Origin of the sequence: Palleronia abyssalis, assembly GCF_900302445.1 — a bacterium.
GTDB classification, from domain to species: domain Bacteria; phylum Pseudomonadota; class Alphaproteobacteria; order Rhodobacterales; family Rhodobacteraceae; genus Palleronia; species Palleronia abyssalis.
On the sequence record NZ_ONZF01000005.1, the window covers coordinates 75,895 to 95,655 of the forward strand.

17 protein-coding genes and 1 tRNA gene are annotated in these 19,761 nt (G+C 64.5%); 8 read left to right on the plus strand and 10 right to left on the minus strand.

Going from position 1 to position 19,761, the window contains the following annotated elements:
• Positions 1 to 65 precede the first annotated feature (65 nt).
• Positions 66 to 842, plus strand: coding sequence for a cobalamin B12-binding domain-containing protein (locus PAA8504_RS12335; RefSeq protein WP_108894497.1), 777 nt, complete (start codon positions 66 to 68; stop codon positions 840 to 842).
• Between the two features lie 31 nt (positions 843 to 873).
• A complete protein-coding gene (ppsR, locus tag PAA8504_RS12340) occupies positions 874 to 2,274 on the plus strand; it encodes a transcriptional regulator PpsR (RefSeq protein WP_108894498.1) in 1,401 nt (466 codons plus the stop codon).
• Between the two features lie 4 nt (positions 2,275 to 2,278).
• On the opposite strand, the gene PAA8504_RS12345 is transcribed toward ppsR, so the two are convergent.
• Positions 2,279 to 2,779 (minus strand): cupin domain-containing protein, encoded by a 501-nt coding sequence (locus PAA8504_RS12345; RefSeq protein ID WP_108894499.1) that lies wholly within the window; start codon positions 2,777 to 2,779, stop codon positions 2,279 to 2,281.
• A gap of 93 nt (positions 2,780 to 2,872) precedes the next feature.
• Here PAA8504_RS12345 and PAA8504_RS22505 point away from each other — a divergent pair, with 93 nt between their 5' ends.
• Both PAA8504_RS22505 and PAA8504_RS12355 read left to right on the plus strand, forming a co-directional pair.
• Positions 2,873 to 3,178, plus strand: a complete 306-nt coding sequence (locus PAA8504_RS22505; RefSeq protein ID WP_108894650.1) for an HNH endonuclease — start codon at positions 2,873 to 2,875, stop codon at positions 3,176 to 3,178.
• Positions 3,179 to 3,194: 16 nt separating this feature from the next.
• A complete protein-coding gene (locus PAA8504_RS12355) occupies positions 3,195 to 4,091 on the plus strand; it encodes a DMT family transporter (protein ID WP_245897618.1) in 897 nt (298 codons plus the stop codon).
• Here PAA8504_RS12355 and PAA8504_RS12360 read toward each other — a convergent pair.
• The 6 genes from PAA8504_RS12360 to PAA8504_RS12385 form a co-directional block, all read right to left on the minus strand.
• Positions 4,088 to 7,435, minus strand: a complete 3,348-nt coding sequence (locus PAA8504_RS12360; RefSeq protein ID WP_108894500.1) for an efflux RND transporter permease subunit — start codon at positions 7,433 to 7,435, stop codon at positions 4,088 to 4,090. The genes PAA8504_RS12355 and PAA8504_RS12360 overlap by 4 nt on opposite strands.
• Positions 7,432 to 8,898, minus strand: coding sequence for an efflux RND transporter periplasmic adaptor subunit (locus PAA8504_RS12365; protein ID WP_108894501.1), 1,467 nt, complete (start codon positions 8,896 to 8,898; stop codon positions 7,432 to 7,434). Before PAA8504_RS12365 ends, PAA8504_RS12360 begins: the two co-directional genes overlap by 4 nt.
• Positions 8,899 to 9,008: 110 nt before the next feature.
• Entirely contained in the window at positions 9,009 to 9,551 is a 543-nt protein-coding gene (gene moaB, locus PAA8504_RS12370; RefSeq protein WP_108894502.1) for a molybdenum cofactor biosynthesis protein B, read from the minus strand.
• 26 nt (positions 9,552 to 9,577) lie between these two features.
• A complete protein-coding gene (yghU, locus tag PAA8504_RS12375; RefSeq protein ID WP_108894503.1) occupies positions 9,578 to 10,402 on the minus strand; it encodes a glutathione-dependent disulfide-bond oxidoreductase in 825 nt (274 codons plus the stop codon).
• Between the two features lie 50 nt (positions 10,403 to 10,452).
• Positions 10,453 to 11,208, minus strand: coding sequence for a uracil-DNA glycosylase (locus tag PAA8504_RS12380; protein ID WP_181375788.1), 756 nt, complete (start codon positions 11,206 to 11,208; stop codon positions 10,453 to 10,455).
• Between the two features lie 19 nt (positions 11,209 to 11,227).
• Positions 11,228 to 12,250: a complex I NDUFA9 subunit family protein gene (locus PAA8504_RS12385; RefSeq protein ID WP_108894504.1), complete on the minus strand. Its 1,023-nt coding sequence runs from the start codon at positions 12,248 to 12,250 to the stop codon at positions 11,228 to 11,230.
• Positions 12,251 to 12,391: 141 nt separating this feature from the next.
• Here PAA8504_RS12385 and PAA8504_RS12390 point away from each other — a divergent pair.
• Both PAA8504_RS12390 and PAA8504_RS12395 read left to right on the plus strand, forming a co-directional pair.
• Positions 12,392 to 12,477, plus strand: a tRNA-Leu gene (locus PAA8504_RS12390).
• Positions 12,478 to 12,538: 61 nt separating this feature from the next.
• The gene (locus PAA8504_RS12395; RefSeq protein ID WP_108894505.1) at positions 12,539 to 13,246 is read left to right on the plus strand and encodes a DUF6538 domain-containing protein; all 708 of its coding nucleotides are present in this window, start codon (positions 12,539 to 12,541) and stop codon (positions 13,244 to 13,246) included.
• A gap of 31 nt (positions 13,247 to 13,277) precedes the next feature.
• On the opposite strand, the gene PAA8504_RS12400 is transcribed toward PAA8504_RS12395, so the two are convergent.
• Positions 13,278 to 14,156 carry a LysR family transcriptional regulator gene (locus PAA8504_RS12400; protein ID WP_108894506.1) on the minus strand — a complete coding sequence of 293 codons (879 nt, stop codon included), beginning with the start codon at positions 14,154 to 14,156 and terminating at the stop codon, positions 13,278 to 13,280.
• 99 nt (positions 14,157 to 14,255) lie between these two features.
• Between PAA8504_RS12400 and PAA8504_RS12405 the strand changes: the two genes are divergently transcribed.
• Both PAA8504_RS12405 and PAA8504_RS12410 read left to right on the plus strand, forming a co-directional pair.
• Complete coding sequence (locus PAA8504_RS12405) at positions 14,256 to 15,815, plus strand: proton-conducting transporter transmembrane domain-containing protein (protein ID WP_108894507.1); 1,560 nt, start codon at positions 14,256 to 14,258, stop codon at positions 15,813 to 15,815.
• Positions 15,812 to 18,178, plus strand: a complete 2,367-nt coding sequence (locus PAA8504_RS12410; RefSeq protein WP_108894508.1) for a YbcC family protein — start codon at positions 15,812 to 15,814, stop codon at positions 18,176 to 18,178. Before PAA8504_RS12405 ends, PAA8504_RS12410 begins: the two co-directional genes overlap by 4 nt.
• 396 nt (positions 18,179 to 18,574) lie before the next feature.
• Here the strand turns inward: PAA8504_RS12410 and PAA8504_RS12415 are convergent, their stop codons facing one another.
• Positions 18,575 to 19,279 carry a VIT1/CCC1 transporter family protein gene (locus PAA8504_RS12415; protein WP_108894509.1) on the minus strand — a complete coding sequence of 235 codons (705 nt, stop codon included), beginning with the start codon at positions 19,277 to 19,279 and terminating at the stop codon, positions 18,575 to 18,577.
• Positions 19,280 to 19,328: 49 nt separating this feature from the next.
• Positions 19,329 to 19,547 (minus strand): hypothetical protein, encoded by a 219-nt coding sequence (locus PAA8504_RS12420; protein WP_108894510.1) that lies wholly within the window; start codon positions 19,545 to 19,547, stop codon positions 19,329 to 19,331.
• Positions 19,548 to 19,761 lie beyond the last annotated feature (214 nt).

Consider the following 19,761-nt stretch of genomic DNA (forward strand, 5'->3'; position numbering starts at 1 on the left):
TTTGACATGGCTTCGGCGTTCGTCGATCCTTCGACAAGTTTCTTGAACGTGCAGCGGGGGCGGACATGAGGTCGAAACAGCAGACCCGGTGGGACGTGCCACTGCGCAACGGGGGCGACCTCGACGATCTTGTCTCCCATGCTTTGGGGCTGACGGCGCGCAAACATCGTGCGGCGTCGAGCCAGGGCGGCGCAAAATGGGTGGAGCGTCTTCGCGATGCCGTGGTCGACACGCATAGCGAGCGGCGACTCGCCGTTCTGGCCGAGATGCGGGCTTCGGGGCTGTCTGTGCGGGATATGTGTGACGTCGTGATTCCCGAAGTCGCGCGCAACCTGGGGGAGGCCTGGGTTGACGATCGAATGAGTTTCGCGGACGTCACGATCGCCTGTGCGCGGCTGCAGTCGCTGTTGCGCGAAGATATCCTGGCCGGAACGGGCGATTATTCCGAGAGAGCGGGCGAACTTCTTGTCCTTGTACGGGCCGACGAGCATCACACCCTGGGGGCGCTTGTCCTGACCGGGCAGCTTCGCAGCCACGGGGTGTCCGTCCGCCTGATGATGGGCCGGCCCGAACCCGATGTTCTGACCTTAGTCGAAGATTGCGATTTCGATGCAATCCTCTTATCGATCTCACGCGCCGACGCGTATCCGGGGTTGCTTCGGTCGGTCGCTGCGATCCGATCTGCGGCTGGCGGCAATGTTCCGGTGATCGTCGGTGGAAGTATCTTGGAACTGGGAGAACCGATGGCGCTTGAGGTGTCCGGTGCGGATTACGCGACGAACGACATTTTCACTGCCCTTGCCGTATGCCGGCATGACGACCGAACGAACCGAGCAAATTAAGACCGATGTTGAGTTGCAGTTGGGAAACAGTATGACCAGCCGAGGAACCCGTTATTGGTCCAATGGGGCGATTCCGCTCATCGGGCCGGACGTTCTGGGCGAGATTATCGCCGCATGCTCGGATATTTCGGTCGTCGTGTCCGATATGGGTGACATCCTGTCGGTCATGGTCAATCCGAACCATGAAAGCCACGGCGTGCTGATTGATTGGGAAGGGCAGGACATGAGGTCCTTCCTCGCCTCGGAAAGTATTCCGAAGTTCGACCGCAAGATGTCCGAGATCCTGTCGGGGGCAGCGACGTCGCGCCCGGTCGAGTTGAACCATACGGCGAAGACCGGACTGACCTTTCCGCTCAGCTACTCGTTCCACACCATCGGGCCGGACGGGGCGATCCTGATGATGGGCCGGGATTTGCGGCCGATTGCCCAGATGCAGCAACAGCTTGTCGACGCCCAGATTGCCCTCGAGCGCGATTACGAGAAGCAGCGCGAGACGTCGACCCGCCTGAAGGTCCTGCTGGAGACAACACGGGACGCGGTCGTGTTCGTCAGTGCCGCATCGGGGCGCATCGTCGACCTGAATGGTCGCGCGGCGCGCCTGTTGCGTGGAACCCTCGATGAAATAAACGGCACCCTTCTGTCGCGCTGGATCGCATCCCCGGAGGGCGAGCTGGACCTGCGGGCGCTGGTCGGGGTGGCGCAGGGCGATGACACGACGCCGTTGACCCTTGTCCTTCCGTCGACACGGTCCGAGGTTCAGCTTCGCCCCACCTTGTTTCGCGCAGCTGGCGAACGGCTGATCCTGTGCCGCTTCGACCGCGGTAGTGAGCCGACGCTGACCAGCGAGACGGACTCGCGGGCCCGCCGCCTGTTCGAGAACACGCCTGATGGGGTGGTCTTCGTCGACCGGGCCGGCGCGGTTCTGGCGGCGAACGATGCCTTTCTGGCCTTGTCCGATCTAGGCGACACCGCGGCAGCAAGGTCCAAATCTCTGGCCGATCTGCTTGTGCGCGGTGGCGTCGATGCAAAGGTCATTCTGGATAATGCCGTCCGGAACGGCCAGATGAGAAACTACGCGACCCGCCTTGTGACGCCATTCGGCGCCGAGATCCCGGTGGAGATTTCTGCCGTTTATCTTGAGGATCCGTCGAAACCGGCGATTGGCTTGGCAATTCGCGATACGAGCCGGGCCGACGGCGTGCGCACCGGGACAGTGGAAAGCAACGTGCGGCCAAGCCGGGATCTCGTGGGCTCTGCGACGTTAAAGGAGATCGTGGCAGAGACGACGGAAGTGATCGAAAAGATTTGCATCGAAACAGCGATCGAGCTGACGGACAACAACCGGGTCGCCGCCGCTGATATGTTGGGTTTGTCGCGGCAGTCCTTGTATGTGAAGCTCCGCAAGTACGGGCTGCTGACCCGCGAAGACTAGGCGATCAGGAAGACCACCGTTCGGTCAGCGGACCGGTGCCACCCGTAGTGGGATCCGTCTTTGGCAGGGGAACCCGGGCAATCCGATCGACACTGTCTGCCACCCCATCCTCGATGCGTCGCGTCTCCAATTGATCCAAGCCCGGTGGATAGGCGCCGCAGACCTGAAACCCGCCGTGGTCGTCTTCCAGTTTGTGACCGGTGCCCGCTGGCAGGATCAGGCAATCGCCCGCCTTCACCTCGACGGCTTTCCCGCCGGGGCCACCGAGGACAAGCGTCGCGGCCCCCGCGCTCACGGCCAGGGCCTCGTGCGCGTTTGGGTGATAATGGTGGTATGAGAACACCGACCAGGTCCAGGTTCCGGTCCAGCCGTTCTCCTCCAACCGGGAGCAAATGTCATCCGCCCCCACCCCACTGAACGCGCCTTCGATTACCACCACGGGCAGGGCAGAATTGTTCGGAACGCCATTGTTGGACGTGAAATGAAAGACCTGCACCTTGGCCATGGTCGATACGACTCCGTGTTTTCAGGCAGAACGCAAAGGTCCGACGTCAGGTTCATCCTTGCCGCGGTGCCGCAGCCGACCGATCTTGGGGCCATGGAAGATGCCATCCCCATATGCGGCCTCTGCGGTCGGCCGATCCCACCGGACGTTCCGCAAAGCCTGCATCATTTGATCCCGAAGCTTCGCGGCGGGAAGGGTGGCCCGACCGTCCTTCTGCACCAAGTTTGTCACAGCGAGATTCACGCGACCCTTTCGGAGGCCGAATTGGCGCGTTCCTACAACACGATCAATGCCTTGCGGTCCCACCCCAGGCTTGAGAAATTCGCTGCGTGGGTTTCGAAACGGCCACCTTCGTTCCGCTCGAAGATTCCCACGGGGCCAAGGAAGCGCCGCAGATGACCAGGACGACCGTCCCGTGATATCCTTGCGATGGGCCGCGATAGGCGCGGTCATTCTCGCCGCCGCGTTGTGGGGCAGCACCGGCACGATCCAAGCGCTTTTGCCGGAGGGGCGTGCGCCCGTGGCAGTCGGGGCATTGCGCCTTATCGTCGGCGCCGCCACGCTTTTGCTGATGGCTGCGGTCCGGCCGGACAGCCGTGCTGCCTTCGCTGGCCTGCCATGGCGCGGCGTGGCGTTTTCGGGCATCGCGATCTGTGCCTACAACCTTTTGTTCTTTTGGTCCGTCTCGCTGACCGGGGTCGGGATTGGGACGGCCATCACCATCGGCAGCGCGCCAGTCTGGACATCGCTCTATGAGATCGCAATCGCACGCCGTCGTCCGCCGCCGCGCGCCTTGGTGGGACAAGCTATTTCGATCATGGGTGTCTTGATCCTCGCCACGTCCGGTCAATCCGGTCAGGCCGGGGGCGTCGGGATCCTCCTCGCGCTAGGCGCGGGCGCCTGCTATGCGGCCTATTCGGTGTCGACCTCGCGGATCGGACACACGGCGCCTTCGGTCTCCATTGCCGCCGCGACGTTCCTCGTGGCAGCGCTTTGTGCCGCGCCGGTCCTGATCTTCGTCCCACTCGGCTGGCTTGCGGGTCCAGTGCCTTGGGCGGCCATGGCCTTCCTGGGAATTGGCGCCACCGGGCTATCCTACGCCCTGTATACGTGGGGACTGACGCATATCACGGCGTCATCTGCAGTGACCCTCGCGTTGGTCGAGCCGTTGACGGCCTGGATTCTTGCCACGGTCGTCGTTCTCGAGCCTCTGACGTCGGGCGCGGTTCTTGGGGCACTTCTGGTTTTTGCGGGTCTGGTCCTCGTGACCACTGCTTCAGCGAGGACGCGTGCGCCCTTATCGAACGCCTAGGCCGATCCACCCTGGCGCGGTCCCAACCGCACGGCAGCGCCAAGGGCGACGAGCGTCAGGATCAAGGCCGTTCCCAGGATGAACAGCGCGAAGGCAATGGCAGCCCCCGCATCGGGGAGTCCGGGTACGTCTCCGGTGACGATCCACGTCCCCAACGTCGCCGCGAAGACGCAGATCACGGCAAAGGCCGCCCCAAGAACGGGGCCGCGCGTTCCCCTGGACCGCGGAGACACGGCGCGGCGTAGCGCGGAAAAGGCGCGGCGCGTATCCTCCTGCATCGCAAGAAGGGCAGGGACCAGTAAAAGCACCAGCACCATGCCGAACCCAAGCCCGTAGACCAGAGTGATGACCGTCGGCTTCAGGAATTGCGCTTGGCTTGAGGATTCGTAAAGAAGCGGCGCAAGCCCCAGAACGGTCGTCAGGGTCGTCAGAAGAACGGGCCGCAGGCGGTCGCAAGCGGCATCCACGATGGCGGGTCGCATGGCCCTGTCCTGGGAATACTCGTCCACCGTGGTGACCAGAACGATGGAGTCGTTGATGATGATGCCTGTCATCCCGATCAGTCCCACGACCGAGAACATCGAAAGCGGAACCTCCCAGATATAGTGGCCCCAGACGGCCCCGATCAGACCGAAGGGGATGATCGACATGATGACCAGCGGTCGTGTCCAGCTTGCGAAGATCCACGACAGGACAAGGTAGATTCCTAGAAGGCAGAACAGGAAGCCGATCAGCGCGTCGTTCAGAAACTCGTCTTCCTGCTCGGACAGGCCCGACAGCTCGGTCGAGACGCCATAGCGTTCCTGCAGGCGGGGCAGGATGTCGTCGGACAGGATCGTCATGACCTCGGCCGCGCGGGCCGGATCGTCCCCCGCCAGATCGCCGGTGACCGTGACTTCGCGGACGCCGTTCTCGCGACGGATGGTGGAAAAACCGTCCTGTACCGTGACGTTCACGATATCTTTCAGCATCGCTGTCCCGCCCGAGGCCGTCGGCAGGATCACGCGATCCAGGAAATCGGCGGTGAACTCGTCCTCCGGCAGCTCGACCCGGATCGCGGCAGAGCGTGTCCCGTCCGGGTAGGTCGCCGCCTCAATCCCCTCCAGGCGATCGCGCAGGATGCGGCCGATCCCGTCAATAGTGAATCCGAGCGCTTCGCCCTGTGCGGTCAGATCGAGGACGTATTCCTGCTTGTCGTAGGCAAGACTGTCCTCAAGCGCCGAGACCTCGCCGAATCCCGACAGCTCGGATTTCAGGGCCTCGGCCGCGTCCTTCAGGATCTGCGTTTCGGCCCCCGACAAACGCACGTCGATTGCGTCCCCTCCAGGCCCCGAGCGCCAGCCGCGAAACGACAGCTCTTGCATGTTCGGATGACGCGGGACGGCGTCCTGAAGGGCCGCGACGAATTCGAAGCTGGAATATGGGCGCAGATCCGGGTCGATCAGCTCGATGGAGATCGCACCAAGCTGATCGGGTTCCAGGTTCTCGGTCCCCGAGAGGCTTCGCCCGGCATTGCCCCCGATCTCGGCCAGGGCGTAGTCGATCGGGTTTGCGCCATAGTCTTCTGCGTATTGCGCACCCAACTCGTCCAGGGCCTGCTGGATCAGGGCCAGCTGCTCCAGCGTGTCCTCGCGCGGGGTCCCTGCCTGCATCGCGAAGTTGCCGGTAACGGATCCCCGCTCGGGCGAGTCAAAGAAACGCCATTGTACCTGACCGGAGATGAAAAGGACCGCGATAAAGGCTAGCAAGGATAACGCCCCGGCAAGCACGGGATAGCGCGCCTTCGTCACCAACCGCATGAGGGGGCGGAACGCATGATCGCGCAGCCATCCGAAACCCCGGTTCACCATCCGGGACGGCGCATCGTACCAGTGTTTCTTGGCCGAGTGGGCCAACGCATGGGACAGGTGGTTCGGTAGGATCAGGAAGCATTCGATCAGGCTGGCGATCAGGACCGCGATGACCGTGAAGGGGATGTCGGCGATCAGTGCGCCGAACGTGCCGCCGATGACCACCAACCCGAAAAAGGCGATCACGGTGGTGATCGTGGCCGAAAAGACCGGTGGGAACATGCGCCGCGCCGCGTTCTCGGCCGCGGTGACGGGGTCTTCGCCCAGCCGCCGGACGCGGAAATCGGCGTGCTCGCCCACCACGATGGCGTCGTCGACGACGATGCCCAGCGTGATGATCAGCGCGAACAGAGAGATCATGTTGATCGTCAGCCCACCAGCATACATCAGCGCAATCGCCGCGGTCATGGCAACCGGGATGCCGGCCGCCACCCAGAACGCGATGCGGGCGTTGAGGAACAGGAACAACAGGCCGACGACCAGCGCCAGGCCCATCGCGCCGTTGTCCAGCAGGATGTCCAGACGCCCCGAGATGTATTCGGCGCGGCCGCGGATCAGGTCGATTTCGACCCCTTCCGGCAGGGTGGGGCGAACCTGCGCCGCCACCTCCTCGACCTGGGCCTGGATCTGCAGCGCGTCGCCCTGCTGGGACCGCTGAACCTGGATCGACACGGCGGGGTTGTCGCCGACGAAATAGGCTCGTTCGCGGTCGGCCCCTTCGACGACGACGCGGGCCACGTCACCCACGGTCAGGGGCGGCCCGTCCGCGCGGGATCGCAGGACGACATCGGAAATCTGCGCGGCCGTCCGACTTTCCGTGCCGGCCCGGACCCGTGCGGTGCCCCCCACATCGCCTGCGGGGGAGGCATCGGTTTCCGCGCCGATGGCGCTGGCGATCTCGGCCAGTGTCAGGTCGTACTGGACCAGCGTCAGCGAGGGGACCTCGATCACGGTCTCCGGCGCGGCGATGCCTTGCGTGATGGTCCGCGTCACGCCCGCCTGGAACAGTTGCGTCACGAAATCGTCGGCGATGCGGGCCAACTGATCGACGCCGACCGGACCTGTGATGACCACGTCGGTCACGCGATCGCGCCACCCGCCGGATCGGATCTCGGGTTCCTCGGCCGAGGCCGGAAGGTCGGAAAGACCGTCAAGCGCCTCTTCGACATCCGCGTTCGCGACGGCCATGTCGTAATTCGGCTCGAACTCGACCTCGATCGAGGCACGCCCTTCGGACGAGCGGGATTCAACTTCGACCACGCCTTCGACCGCGATCAGCGCAGGCTCCATCACGCTGACGATAGCGTCGTCGACCGCTTCGGCCCCGGCGCCGGGCCAGGCGATCGAGATGTCGATATTGTCCGAGATCACGTCGGGGAAGAACTGCGCGCGCATTCGTGGAAGTGCCGCGATTCCAAGTGCCAGAAGGATCAGCAAGAGCAGGTTGGCGGCGGTGCGGTGGCGGGTGAAATACCCCAGAAGCGAACCGATCATCCCCCGCGCGTCCCTTCAAGCCGTTCCACGACCTGGGCCGGGACCTGCGCTTTCTGAAGCTGGGCCAACACCCGCGCCTTGGCCTCCTCGGGCATGCGGGCGTTGTCTTCGACCATCGCGATCAGCGCCGCGCGCCGCTCCGGGGTCAGGTCCATCATCTGGGCGCTGTCCTCGGCGGCCGGGGCGTCACCGTCGGACTGGCGCAACGGGCGCACCTTGATCCCCGTCCCCAGAAGGGGGGAGCGTTCGGCCACGACCTCGGCCCCTTCCAGGTCGGGGGCCCGCACCAGAACGCTATCGCCCTGGGTTCGCAGCAGTTCGACCTGGGCCAATTGGAGGCGGTCGTCGTCGGACAGATACAGAACCGTCTGTGCCGCATCGACGGCGCTGGCGGGAAGCTGGGCAACATTCTCCAACGGGGGCTCGGTCACGCGGACCCTTGCAAAATCCCCGGGGCGGAAGCCCTGAGGCTCTTCCAGCCGCGCAAACAGCCGGCGGCCAGTCTCCCCCGTTCCGACAGCCGGGGCTTCGCGGGTGATGGTGGCGGGCGACGTCAGGGTGTATCCGCCAACTTCGAGACTGACGGTCGCCTGTTCGGCCGCCAGGGTGCCGTCCTCGTTCAGCAAACGTACGTAATCGGGGGTGGACAGGCGAAACGCGATTTCGAGGCGACCGGGGTCGATCAACGTCGCTAGTTGCTCGTTGGTGGAAACCAACCCCCCTTCGCTGACCGTGAGGTCAGAGATCGTCCCGGCAAACGCCGCTTCGATCCGGGTGTCAGCCAATGTGCGCTGGGCCTCGGCGACCGCAATTTCTCGGCGCGACAAGGCGGTGCGGGCCTGTGCGACGCGGGCATCGGCCTGCTGCGCGGCCGATCGCCGCGACAGAACCTGTTGGCGGGCGGACGCGGCCGAGATCTCCGCTTCCTCGACAGAGGCTTCCGTGCCCACGCCGCGGTCGGCGAGGTCGCGTTGCCGTGCCAGTGCTCTTTCACGCAAGTCGGCCTGTTCTCGGGCGGCGTCCACATCCTCGACCGCCAGTTCGGCGGCCGCCTGGGCATCGCTCCGTTCAGCCTCGGCATCCTGAAGGTCGGCTTCGGCCAGGGCGAGGGTGGTTTCGGCATCGGTAGGATCGATCGCGAACAGAAGCTGACCCTCGGTCACGCGCCCGCCTTCCTCGACGCCGGGCCCAAGCTCGATCACGCGTCCGGCCACGGGCGCCCGCAGGTCGAGGGACCGGCGCGCGCGGATTTCGCCGAAACTCGTCAAGGTGGGGGTGATCGTCTGCTGCGTGACGAAGACGACGTTCGCAGCGAACACCTGCTCTCGCCCCGGCCGCTGACCCGGTTCGCGATTTGCGCGTTCCTGCAACGCGTCGCGTAGGCTTCCCCCTGCCAACGCAAGAAGCCCCGCCGTGATAGCCAGCAAAAAAAGGCCGGTCAGGGCCCGCGTCAGAAATCGCATGCGTCGAATATCTCCGGATCTGTGTGCAGTATAGACCGTCACCTTGCGGGCACAAAGCACGCCGGTGTGAGTGATACGTCATGCCACGCCGGCTCCGTCGCGAAGCTCTGCTATTTTCTGCGCTTGTGCTCGTCGAGCCTGGGCATGATCTCGATGAAGTTGCAGGGACGGTGCCGGTAATCCAACTGCCATTTGAGGATCTCGTCCCACGCGTCCTTGCACGCGCCGGTCGAACCGGGAAGCGCGAACAAATACGTCCCGTTCCGTACACCGCCGCAGGCCCTGCTCTGCACGGCAGAGGTTCCGATCTTCTGCATTGAGATCAGGGTGAAGACCGTCCCGAAGGCGTCGATCTCCTTCTCGTAGACATCGCGATGGGCTTCGACCGTAACATCCCGCCCGGTCAGCCCGGTCCCGCCGGTCGACAGAACCACGTCGACGGCATCGCCATCGCACCAATCGCGCAACTGGTGCGCGATGGCGACCCGGTCGTCCTTGAGAAGGGCACGCGCGGACAGGGTGTGGCCCGCCTCCTCCAGTCTGGCGACAAGCGTATCGCCTGACCGGTCGTCCCCCATCTCGCGGGTGTCGCTGACGGTCAGGACGGCAATACGGGCCGGGATGAACGCGCGCGTTTCGTCGATGCGGGACATGTCGGGGCTGGCCTTGTCGGTGTGGATCAGAGGTCGAGCTTGTCGAAATCCGAAGGTGCGTGCCGCTCCAGAAGGAAGTCATCCCCCTTGCGGTTCACGCGCTTGCCACGTTGCACGCCGGGGCGGGCGTCGATCTCTTTCGCCCAGCGGATGACATGCTCGTATTCATGGACGCTCAGGAACTCGCCGGCCTCGTAGGCCTCGCCGAAGACCATGCGCCCGTACCAAGGGAAGGTCGCCATGTCCGCGATGGTATAATCGTCCCCGGACAGGAACCGATGCTCGGCCAGATGCCGGTCCAACACGTCCAGCTGGCGCTTCGTTTCCATGGCGAACCGGTTGATCGGGTATTCCATCGGTTCGGGCGCGTAGGCATAGAAATGGCCGAAGCCACCGCCGAGATAAGGCGCCGAGCCCTGAAGCCAGAACAGCCAGGACAGCATTTCGGGACGGTTTGGCCCCAGGAATACATCATAGCGCTCGGCCAGGTGCATCAGGATTGCCGCGGATTCGAACACGCGGAGGGGCGTTTCGCCGGATCGGTCCAAAAGGGCCGGGATCTTCGAGTTCGGATTGACCGATACGAAGCCGGACGCGAACTGGTCGCCATTCGCGATGTCGATCATCCAGGCGTCATACTCCGCGGGATACCCGGCTTCGAGCAGCTCCTCGAACAGGATCGTGACCTTCTGCCCGTTCGGCGTCCCCATGGAGTAAAGCTGGTAGGGGTGTTCCCCCTCCGGCAAATCCTTGTCATGGGTGGAGCCGGCGATGGGACGGTTCAGGCTGGCCCATTTGCCGCCCGACTCCGTGTCCCAGGTCCAGACCTTGGGTGGCGTATAGTTGGTCATGTTGGCTCTCCTGCCGGTTTGGGCGGAGGGTAACGCCCCTGCGCCCTCCGTCAATCCAGCCGGTCCTTCAAAGCAAGAAGATCGGCCCATGCCTCGCGCTTGGCGACGGGGTTCCGCAGCAGATAGGCGGGGTGGACCATCGGCAGGGCAGGGCGGCCCTGCACCTCTGCCCACTTGCCCCGCATGCGCGTGATCCCCCGGCGTCCCAGAAGCGCATCGGCCGAGATGTTGCCCATCACGATCAAAACGTCGGGCGCCGCGATCTGGATATGGCGATGAAGGAAGGGACGCATCATCGCGATTTCCTCGGCCGAGGGATCGCGGTTCTGCGGGGGGCGCCAAGGCAGAACATTGGTGATGTAGAGGCTGCCGTCCCCCCGCGACAGGCCTATCGCGCCGAACATTCGATCCAGAAGCTGCCCGGCACGACCGACAAAAGGCTTTCCCGCAATATCCTCGTCACGCCCGGGCGCTTCGCCGACGATCATCACGCGCGCGCCGGGGTTTCCGTCCGAGAACACGAGATTGCGCGCGCCGCGCTTGAGATCGCACTCCTCGAACGCAGACATCGCGGCCCGCAGACCGTTTAGATCGGCACTCGCCCCGGCGGCGGCTTTTGCGACGGCCACAGGATCGGTCGTCTGAACAGCCGGGCCATGATCAGGTTGTGCGGCCACCTTTTTCGGGGCCACCGGTTGTTCTTCGTACCTGTTTACAGGTGTGTCCTGGATCGCCTCGTCGACCCCGAGGTCGACCTGCCATTCCAGGGCGGCCAGCGCATCGTGGAAAGCGTCGGTGTCCAGCATTACACCGCTCCGGCCGCGGTCAGGAGAAACCGGCCCGGTTCGATCCACCCTTCACGCCACCCGGACCCGAACGCAGGTTGTCCGCGCTTTCGTTCGCGCTGGCATATTGTCCCGAAGGCCGGAAGCGCCACAGGTAATCAGGCAGGATCGCTTCGGTCGCCAGCGGCTGGATCCCGAGATCGGCAAACGTCTTCACGCCATCTCCCACGACATTGTCCTGCCCAAGGTTCTGAACCTGATCGAAGGTCAGCGGGGGCTGGATCAGTCCGCCGGACAGCCATTTCACACCGTCGAACCCTTTGCCCATCAGCTTGGCGATGGGCATCGGCGTGTTGATGATCAGGGCCCGGCGCTTGATGACGGCCAGCATTTCCTGCATCCACTCGCGGAACGTAGAGACATCGGGCCCGCCCAGCTCATAGACCCCGGGATCGGCTTTCCCGGTGACTCCCATCTGGATCGCTTCGGCCACGTCGTCGACATATACCGGCTGAAACTTGGTCCCCGCCCCCACCATTGGCAGAATCGGCGCCATGCGGGCCATGCCGGCGAACCGATTGAAGAACTCGTCCTCGTGCCCGAAAATGATCGAGGGGCGAACGATCATCGCGCCGGGGAAGTTCTCCATCACGGCTTTCTCGCCAAGCGCCTTCGTCCGCGCATAGGCCGACGGTGCCTTCTCGGACGCGCCGATCGCCGAGACCTGAACCAGGCGCTCCACTCCGGCCTCTGCCGCCAGTTTCGCAATGCGGCCCGCGCCTTCGTGCTGCAGCGCGCGGAAGTTCTGCTTTCCGTTCTCGGCAAGGATCCCGACGCAATTCACGACGGCATCAGCACCCCGCAGTACGCCACGCACACTTTCGTCGTCACGGATGTTGCAGAACACCGGTTCGACCTGGCCGACCACGCCATAGGTCCGCACGAATGGAGAGTCGTTCGGGCGACGGCAGGCGCACCGAACCCGCCAACCTTCCTTGGCCATGCGCCGGGCAACATAGCGACCTAGAAAGCCGGTTCCGCCAAAAATGGTGACGAGTTTCATGGGGTATCCCCTCCGCGAATTCCGGACGACCCGGGTTTAGGCCGCCGCCCTATATGAAACAAGCGCCAAACCTTTCAAAGAGGTCCCGTTTCCCGTTGACACCCTTTCGCGAGGCCATTAGATCGCGGCCTCACGACACCGGCCCAGGTGGCGGAATGGTAGACGCGCTAGCTTCAGGTGCTAGTGTCCGTATGGACGTGGAGGTTCGAGTCCTCTCCTGGGCACCACTACTTCTGTTAAGCCGTTGTTACGCCTCAGCTTTATCTCTGGATGGAGCAAGCGTAGTACATGGCGGAGTACAGAACTGCACCCCGCGCATTTGTCAAAGCAGGTGTCTTCTACTTCAGTCGGCGGGTGCCGAAGGACCTTCAGCAGCATTATTCGTCGTCGCGAGTATCTTTTTCGCTACGAACCAAGTCGGCAACGGTAGCCACCTCACGAGCGCTGCGGGCCGCGCAGAAACTCGATGAATACTGGTATCACCTACGGGTTCAGCAGTGCGACCTGCCAGGAAAGCACCTCCTGCGTGATCAGACACCTGACCGTGGAACTCCGGGGAACGGCGAGAACAAGGCTGAGAGCGATGCGGTCGAGTTGTCCGAGGCCGTCGCAATCTATCTCCGCCTGAAGGGTCAGAACCGGCCCAACACATTCAAGCGGGCGGCAGAACGATCGTGTGGCTACCTGATCGACATCTGCGGCAACAAGAGCATCACCCGATACACCCGCAAGGACGCCAACACGTTCCGGGACGCCCTCATCGCAAAGGGCCTCGCCGGTAGCAGCATCACGCGAACCTTTGGCACGGTGCGGTCAATTATTAACTTTGCCGCTGCGGAGATCGGAATTGATCTGAACAACCCCTTCGCGAAGGTGTATTTCGACAGGAAGGCGGGAGTGATCGAGCGGAAGCCGATCCCAAACGAGGCAATTGCAACGATCCAGTCTGTTTGCAGGGAGGTCGCCTTCTCCCGTACTCGCACGAGAAGCCTTTGAAAACAGCTTTGCCGCCCCTTGGTTGAGGACGTCACAGAGTATCACGGTCGTCCAAGGGTTCTGAAAGCTGACCCAAAAGCGGATGCGGAAAGTTTCGCGGCGTGGTTACGGCGTAGAAGCTCTCGACAACGTCGAGCGGGAACGGGGCGGTCGCCAGCACACCTTGTGCCAGCTCGTCCGCCAGGACCACAGCCGGTGTCACCGCAAGGCCGAGGTCTTCGCGGGCGAGCAATCGGATCATGGCCATGTCGTCAACGGTTGCCGCAATCTTCGGGGTCACGCCCAGCCGCGCCACGAGGCTGTCGAAGCCTGTCCTGATCGAGCTTTCTGTTGGCAGGATGACAGGCTCTGCGCCCAGAAGAGCCGCAAGAGAGTGATGGCGCAGCCGCCGTTCCGTTCCATGAAGCCCCACTGGCTGCTCGGCAATGCGATGCGCGACGAGACTGGGGAACGTATCGCGGGGCGGCGGATCGGTCAGCAGCACCACGTCGAGGGCCAGAGTCTCGAGCGCGCGCAGCAGGGCCTGGCTGTTCCCCGATGAAAGTATCAGGTCGACGTTTCCCGCCAAGGCCGGTTGCAGGAAGCGAAGCTGAAAGTTCCGTGACAGTGTGGACAATGCGCCGACGCGCAAGGGGGCCTTAGCCGCACCGCCCGCTGTGAGGGTGGCGACCAGATCGGCGCCGACGTCGAAGATTCGGTCCGCATGGTCCAGCGCGATCCGTCCCGCCTCGGTCAGGATCATCGTCCGGCCGGTACGCTCGAAAAGCGCGTGTCCCAAACGATCTTCGAGGTGACGGATCTGCGTCGAGAGCGCGGATTGCGACAGGTTCAGCCGAGCTGCCGCGCGGGTCAGGTTCCCTTCGTGGGCGACCTCCTGAAAATATCGCAAGTGATGATAGTTGAGCCGCATGGCTTTCTAATAAAGCGAACGAATTGATCCAGACAATGTATTTTTCCTGATGGTCGCGCCCCTCTAACTCGTCCGCACGTCCACTTCCGGAGGTCTGCGATGACTGCTCTGATCCTGTTTGCCCCGTTCGTCCTTGCCGCCTCGGCCCTTGCGATGCGTCTCCGGCCGCCCGTCCGCGGGAACTGGCGACTGGTGTTGCCCGAGGCCGCCGCCCTTGCCGCGCTTTTTGTCGGGGCGCTTGCCGCTGTCGACCTCGCCGTCTCGGGCTCGTCGACGAGCCCGCTTCTCGGGGTGGCCTCGATCGGCCTGTCGGCTCGCATCGATATCGTCAGCATAGCAATGATGCTGACGGTGGCCTTCGTCGGGTGGGTAGTCCTGCGCTTCTCGCGCGTGGCACTTGATGGTGAAGCGCGCCAGCCCGCCTTCATGGGATGGATGGCGGCAACTATTGCCTGCGTCCTGTTGCTGGTCAGCGCGGGGAACGTCGCGCAACTTGCCATAGGTTGGGTCGCGACGGGCGTGACCCTGAATCGCCTGCTGCTGTTCTATCCACAACGGCCCCGCGCCCGCCGGGCGGCCCGGAAGAAGGCAGTGAGCGGGATCGTCGGAAGCGCGGCGCTGCTGATCGCCGTCGGCATCCTGGTCGCGGGTTTCGGCACGTCCGATATTGCCACGATCAACGCGGCAGCGCAGGCGGGCGAGGGCGCCGGCCTGCTCTGGCTGGCCGGGCTGCTCCTTGCGCTTGCGGCAATCTTCAAGTCCGCGCTGGTGCCGACGCACGGCTGGCTGACCGAGGTCATGGAAGCACCCACGCCGGTCTCGGCCATGCTGCATGCGGGCGTGGTCAACGCTGGCGGGTTCCTCCTGATCCGGTTCGCCGACGTGCTGATCGCAGCCCCCGGTGTTCTGGCGATCCTGGCGCTTGTCGGCGGGTTCAGTGCCCTTCTTGGCGCTGCTGTGGCGCTGACCCAGCCTGCGGTCAAAACGGCCCTGGCTTGGTCCACCTGCGCACAGATGGGTTTCATGGTGCTGCAATGCGGGCTGGCGCTGTTCCCGCTGGCGCTGCTGCATATCGTGGCGCATTCACTTTACAAGGCGCATGCGTTTCTGGCCTCGGGCGGTGCGGTGCGCGAGGTGGCGTCGATCCGACGGCCCGGCCCCGTCGCGGTGCCTGACCTTGCCGCGGTGGCGCGGTCATTCGGCCTGGCGCTGGCGCTCTATCTCGTTGTCGGGCTGGCCTTCGGGATCGCGTCGAAGCCGCCGCAGGCCGTCGCGGTTGGGGCGATCCTGATCTTCGGGGTGGTCTACCTGATCGCCCAGGGCCTCGCCGATCTCGCACCCCGTGCACTTGCCTGGCGCACCGTCGCGCTCTCGGTCGTTGCGACGGTCGCCTACTTCGCCTTGCATCAAGGGGCGACCTGGGCCTCGGCGGGCACCTTGCCGCCACCACCGCCGCCCGACGGGCTGATCTGGGCGACCATCGTCCTGGCCCTCGTCAGCTTCGCCGTCGCTGCGGTTGCGCAAACGACCTTCCCGCTCTGGGCCGGACATCCGGTGGCGGCCGGGCTGCGCGTGCACCTGATGAACGGCCTCTACCTCAATGCGGTCTCGGATCGGCTTTCGGGCCGCTGGGCCCCCAAATCCGGAGCGATCCAATGAACGTCCACATGACCTGGCCCGGCCCGACGCTTGAACTCTTCGCGGCGGCAGAGCACGCTATTCACCAGATTCCGCCGGCCTTCCCGCTCGAGGCAACCGTCGCGGTCAATCCTTGGCTTGGCCAGTCGCACGAGGATCGCACCGTCGCGGCTGCCCGCGTGGCCCTCGCGGGCGGCGGAAGGATGTACCTGCCACGCAAGGCCGTTGCCGCGATGATGGATGCAGGAGAGGTGACGGCGAAGGACCTGTCGGACGCTGCGGCGGCACGGGGCCTCGACCCGAACGATCTGGTCCGCGCCGCGAATGAGAAGGCCCATGTCCAAACGGCGCTGCCGACCGTCGCCGACCTTGCAAAGCATGACGAGGGTATCGACTGGCCAGACCTCATTGAGGAGCGGATCGGTCACTGGGCAGCCGTGCAATTCGACCGCGGGCAGGCATTCTGGCCCGCGCCGTCGGCCGGCGCCTGGACCTCGTGGCGGGCCTATGCCAGCCGAGACCTGACCCCGGGCGTCGCGGGCCTGTCGGGCTTCGCAGCCCGGGTAGAGGCGATGCCGACGGATGTGCGCGCTGCCTTCGCGGAAGCCTGCCGGGCGCTCGACCTGCCGGCAGACGCTGCGCCCCTCTACTTCCACCGTCTGCTTGTGACCCTCTCGGGTTGGGCCCAATACGCACGCCATATCGGCTGGATCAGCGAGCGCGACGGCGGGCGGGACAGCACGCTCTTCGAACTTTTGACCATCCGACTGGTGTGGGAGGTCGCCCTCCTTGCGAAAGGCGGTGCCGCCCGCAAAAACGCATGGCAGCGGGCGAAAGCCGATTACGCACGCCCGGTCGAGCCTGACCGGAACCTGACGCTTGATTCCGCGCTTCAGGAAGCTGTCGACCGCAGCGGCGAACGGCACCTCGCAGAGAAACTCTCGGGGGGAACCGACACCGATGCGGGGGCGCCCCCCGCGATTCAGGCGGCATTCTGTATCGATGTGCGGTCCGAACGCCTGCGCCGGGCCCTCGAATCCGCCGATCCTAAGATCGGGACGATCGGCTTCGCGGGCTTCTTCGGCCTCGCGGTCCGGCACCACCCCCACGCCTCGGACACCGTCGAGGCGCGGGCGCCCATTCTGGTGAAACCCGTTATCGAAACACATGCAGTTGGGGATGGCACGGCTGAGACGAGCGCGCGCGTGCGGCTGCGGACGATCCGCGCCTGGGGTCGCTTCAAGCGGGCCGCGGTCTCGGCTTTCGCGTTCGTCGAGGCCGCTGGGCCTATCTACGTGGGCAAGCTCATCCGCGACAGTCTTGGCGCCCGCGGGCCATCTTCGGACGGCCCGGCCCCGGCACTCGACTTACCCCTCGACGAGCGGATCGCGGCGGCCGAGGGTGTTCTGCGGGCGATGTCCCTGACCTCGGGGTTCGCCCGGTTGGTGTTGATCTGTGGACACGGCGCCACGGTCACGAACGTGCCCCATTCCAGCGCGCTGCAATGCGGGGCCTGCGGCGGGTTTGCGGGCGACGTCAACGCGCGTCTCCTGGCCGAACTTCTGAACAACGAGGAGGTCCGTGCCGGTCTCGCCGCCAAGGGGATCGCGATACCACGCGATACGAGCTTCGTTGCCGGGCTGCACGACACCGTCTCCGATGACGTCCGGGTTTTCGAAGACCATGCGGCCGCAAACCGTAGGGTAGAGATCGATCGTCTGCGCGTGGCGTTGTGGAAAGCGGCGATGCTGACCCGGACCGAACGCGCACGGGGGCTGCCCCGGGCATCGGCCGAAACGCTGGAGCGGCGGGGTCGCGACTGGTCCGAGATCAGGCCGGAATGGGGGCTTGCGGGCTGCTGCGGCTTCATCGCCGCGCCCCGGGCCCGAACTGCGGGTCGCGATCTTGACGCTCGGGTCTTCCTTCATGACTACGACTGGCGGCAGGACAACGACGCGACGACGCTCGAACTGATCCTGAGCGCCCCGGTCGTCGTCGCGAGCTGGATTGCGCTGCAATATCAGGGCTCGGCGGTCGCGCCCGAGACATTCGGCGCGGGCAACAAGCTTCTGCACAACGTCGTCGGGGGGATCGGCGTCCTCGAAGGCAACGGGGGCGCGCTTCGGGCCGGACTGCCTTGGCAATCGGTGCATGACGGCGAAACGCTGCGGCACGTACCGAGCCGGTTGGTCGTCGCCGTCGAGGCCCCGGAAGAAATGATCACCCAGGTGCTCGAACGTCAGTCCGAGGTCCGGGCGCTTTTCGACAATGGCTGGTTGACGCTCCTGACACTGGAAAGCTCAGGGAAACTGAGCCGCCGATACGAAAAGGGCGCATGGACGGATCGTGACGCGTACGGTGCGATCGTCCCCGCGGCGGCCTGAAGTCCCACAACGGCTGGGATGTTCGGCAATCAGCGGGCTTTTGATCTTAGTTGGGACCGACCGTCTGAAGACCCGGGTTGTCATGACGCCAATCCTCGGAACCGGCGCGATCGGCCTCTTCACTGGCGGGACGGGCCGCACGGCAATTTCGTTTTTTGGCGCCGGTCCGGAGGTTGTCGTGTTCCTCGCTATCGGTTCCGGTCGTCATCCGCGACCGCCTACGCGAAGGCCAACCCGTCTACGACACCGCCGGGTTCGGAACCGCCACCGTTCCCGGGCTTCCCTGGTGGAAACCCAATCACGCATGCTGCGGGGGCATTTTTCAGCAGCCAGTACCCAAAAACGCGAATGCCGGTGGAAGCCATTCGAAGCTCGCAAGCGGCCGGGTCGACGTGGCTATACGCTGACGCCGAACAACCAGCCCGTCGCGCCCGTGACGGCCATGGCAAAGACACCCCAGCCGACCACGCGCACGATCGCGGGCACCAGCGGGGCGGCGCCTGCCTTGGCCCCGGCCGCCCCCAGAACGGCAAGCGCAAGGACAGTAACGGACAGGACGGACGGCACAATCGCGGACGACGGCGACAAGTATGCGGCGAGTACGGGCAGGGACGCGGCAACGCTAAAGGTAGCCCCGGACGCGACGGCCGCTTGAAGCGGGTTGGCCGCATGAATTTCAGACAGACCGAGTTCATCGCGGACATGTGCGGCAAGGGCATCCTTGTCGGTCAGTTCGCGCGCGACGGCCTCGGCCGTTTTTCGGGTCAACCCCCGGGCTTCGTAGATCGCGACCAGCTCGGCCAACTCTTCCTCGGGCATCTCGGCCAAGGCGGTTTCCTCGCGTTTTATGTCGGCCCGCTCGGTATCGGATTGGGACGAAACCGAGACGTATTCTCCGGCCGCCATGGACATTGCACCGGCCACGAGCCCTGCAACGCCAGCGATCAGGACGGCGCGCGGGGCAGGGTCCGCCGCAGCGACGCCGACAATCAGCGATGAGACCGAAACGATTCCGTCATTGGCACCCAGAACCGCAGCGCGCAGCCACCCGGAGCGCGTCACATAGTGCGGATCATCCGGGTGAGCGCTAGGATCGGTCATGACTTCCCTCTTGCGGCAGGAGCGGCGGGCCGAGCCTTGTGCGTTCCGTCTACGCCAGTTTCCTTTTCGCGAAAAAGGCTTCGATCACCTCCGACAGATGACCCCGGGCAATATCGAGACCGGTTTGCGTGTAGAACATCCGCGACAGCAAGCAGCTCAGTTCCAGCATCAGAAAGATCACGCAGAATGTCAGGGTAACCTCCGCCCCGGGTTCGAGCGTCAGGCGCTGTGTTCCGATCTTCCCGGCCTGCCGAAAGTTCTCGACCACCCCTCTGATGAAGAACAGGGCACATATGGCCTGAACGAGAATGCGCCCCGCAGGAACCGATGCACGCCATTGTGTCGTCTTGCGGGGTCTCGGCTTTCATTCGATCTGATGTCCCGGCGGAATGACTTTCCTGCCATCTATCATGGCGCGCCCCAGATTTACACGCTGGCTCGGGGGCTGATGCGGTGTTCTGGCGCTACCTCCCGATCGCGCT

Coding starts and splice junctions, on each gene's coding strand:
- PAA8504_RS12335 (WP_108894497.1), top strand. CDS start 66: ATGAGGTCGAAACAGCAGACCCGGTGGGACGTGCCACTGCGCAACGGG.
- ppsR (WP_108894498.1), top strand. CDS start 874: ATGACCAGCCGAGGAACCCGTTATTGGTCCAATGGGGCGATTCCGCTC.
- PAA8504_RS12345 (WP_108894499.1), bottom strand. CDS start 2,779: ATGGCCAAGGTGCAGGTCTTTCATTTCACGTCCAACAATGGCGTTCCG.
- PAA8504_RS22505 (WP_108894650.1), top strand. CDS start 2,873: ATGGAAGATGCCATCCCCATATGCGGCCTCTGCGGTCGGCCGATCCCA.
- PAA8504_RS12360 (WP_108894500.1), bottom strand. CDS start 7,435: ATGATCGGTTCGCTTCTGGGGTATTTCACCCGCCACCGCACCGCCGCC.
- PAA8504_RS12365 (WP_108894501.1), bottom strand. CDS start 8,898: ATGCGATTTCTGACGCGGGCCCTGACCGGCCTTTTTTTGCTGGCTATC.
- moaB (WP_108894502.1), bottom strand. CDS start 9,551: ATGTCCCGCATCGACGAAACGCGCGCGTTCATCCCGGCCCGTATTGCC.
- yghU (WP_108894503.1), bottom strand. CDS start 10,402: ATGACCAACTATACGCCACCCAAGGTCTGGACCTGGGACACGGAGTCG.
- PAA8504_RS12380 (WP_181375788.1), bottom strand. CDS start 11,208: ATGCTGGACACCGACGCTTTCCACGATGCGCTGGCCGCCCTGGAATGG.
- PAA8504_RS12385 (WP_108894504.1), bottom strand. CDS start 12,250: ATGAAACTCGTCACCATTTTTGGCGGAACCGGCTTTCTAGGTCGCTAT.
- PAA8504_RS12395 (WP_108894505.1), top strand. CDS start 12,539: ATGGCGGAGTACAGAACTGCACCCCGCGCATTTGTCAAAGCAGGTGTC.
- PAA8504_RS12400 (WP_108894506.1), bottom strand. CDS start 14,156: ATGCGGCTCAACTATCATCACTTGCGATATTTTCAGGAGGTCGCCCAC.
- PAA8504_RS12405 (WP_108894507.1), top strand. CDS start 14,256: ATGACTGCTCTGATCCTGTTTGCCCCGTTCGTCCTTGCCGCCTCGGCC.
- PAA8504_RS12410 (WP_108894508.1), top strand. CDS start 15,812: ATGAACGTCCACATGACCTGGCCCGGCCCGACGCTTGAACTCTTCGCG.
- PAA8504_RS12415 (WP_108894509.1), bottom strand. CDS start 19,279: ATGACCGATCCTAGCGCTCACCCGGATGATCCGCACTATGTGACGCGC.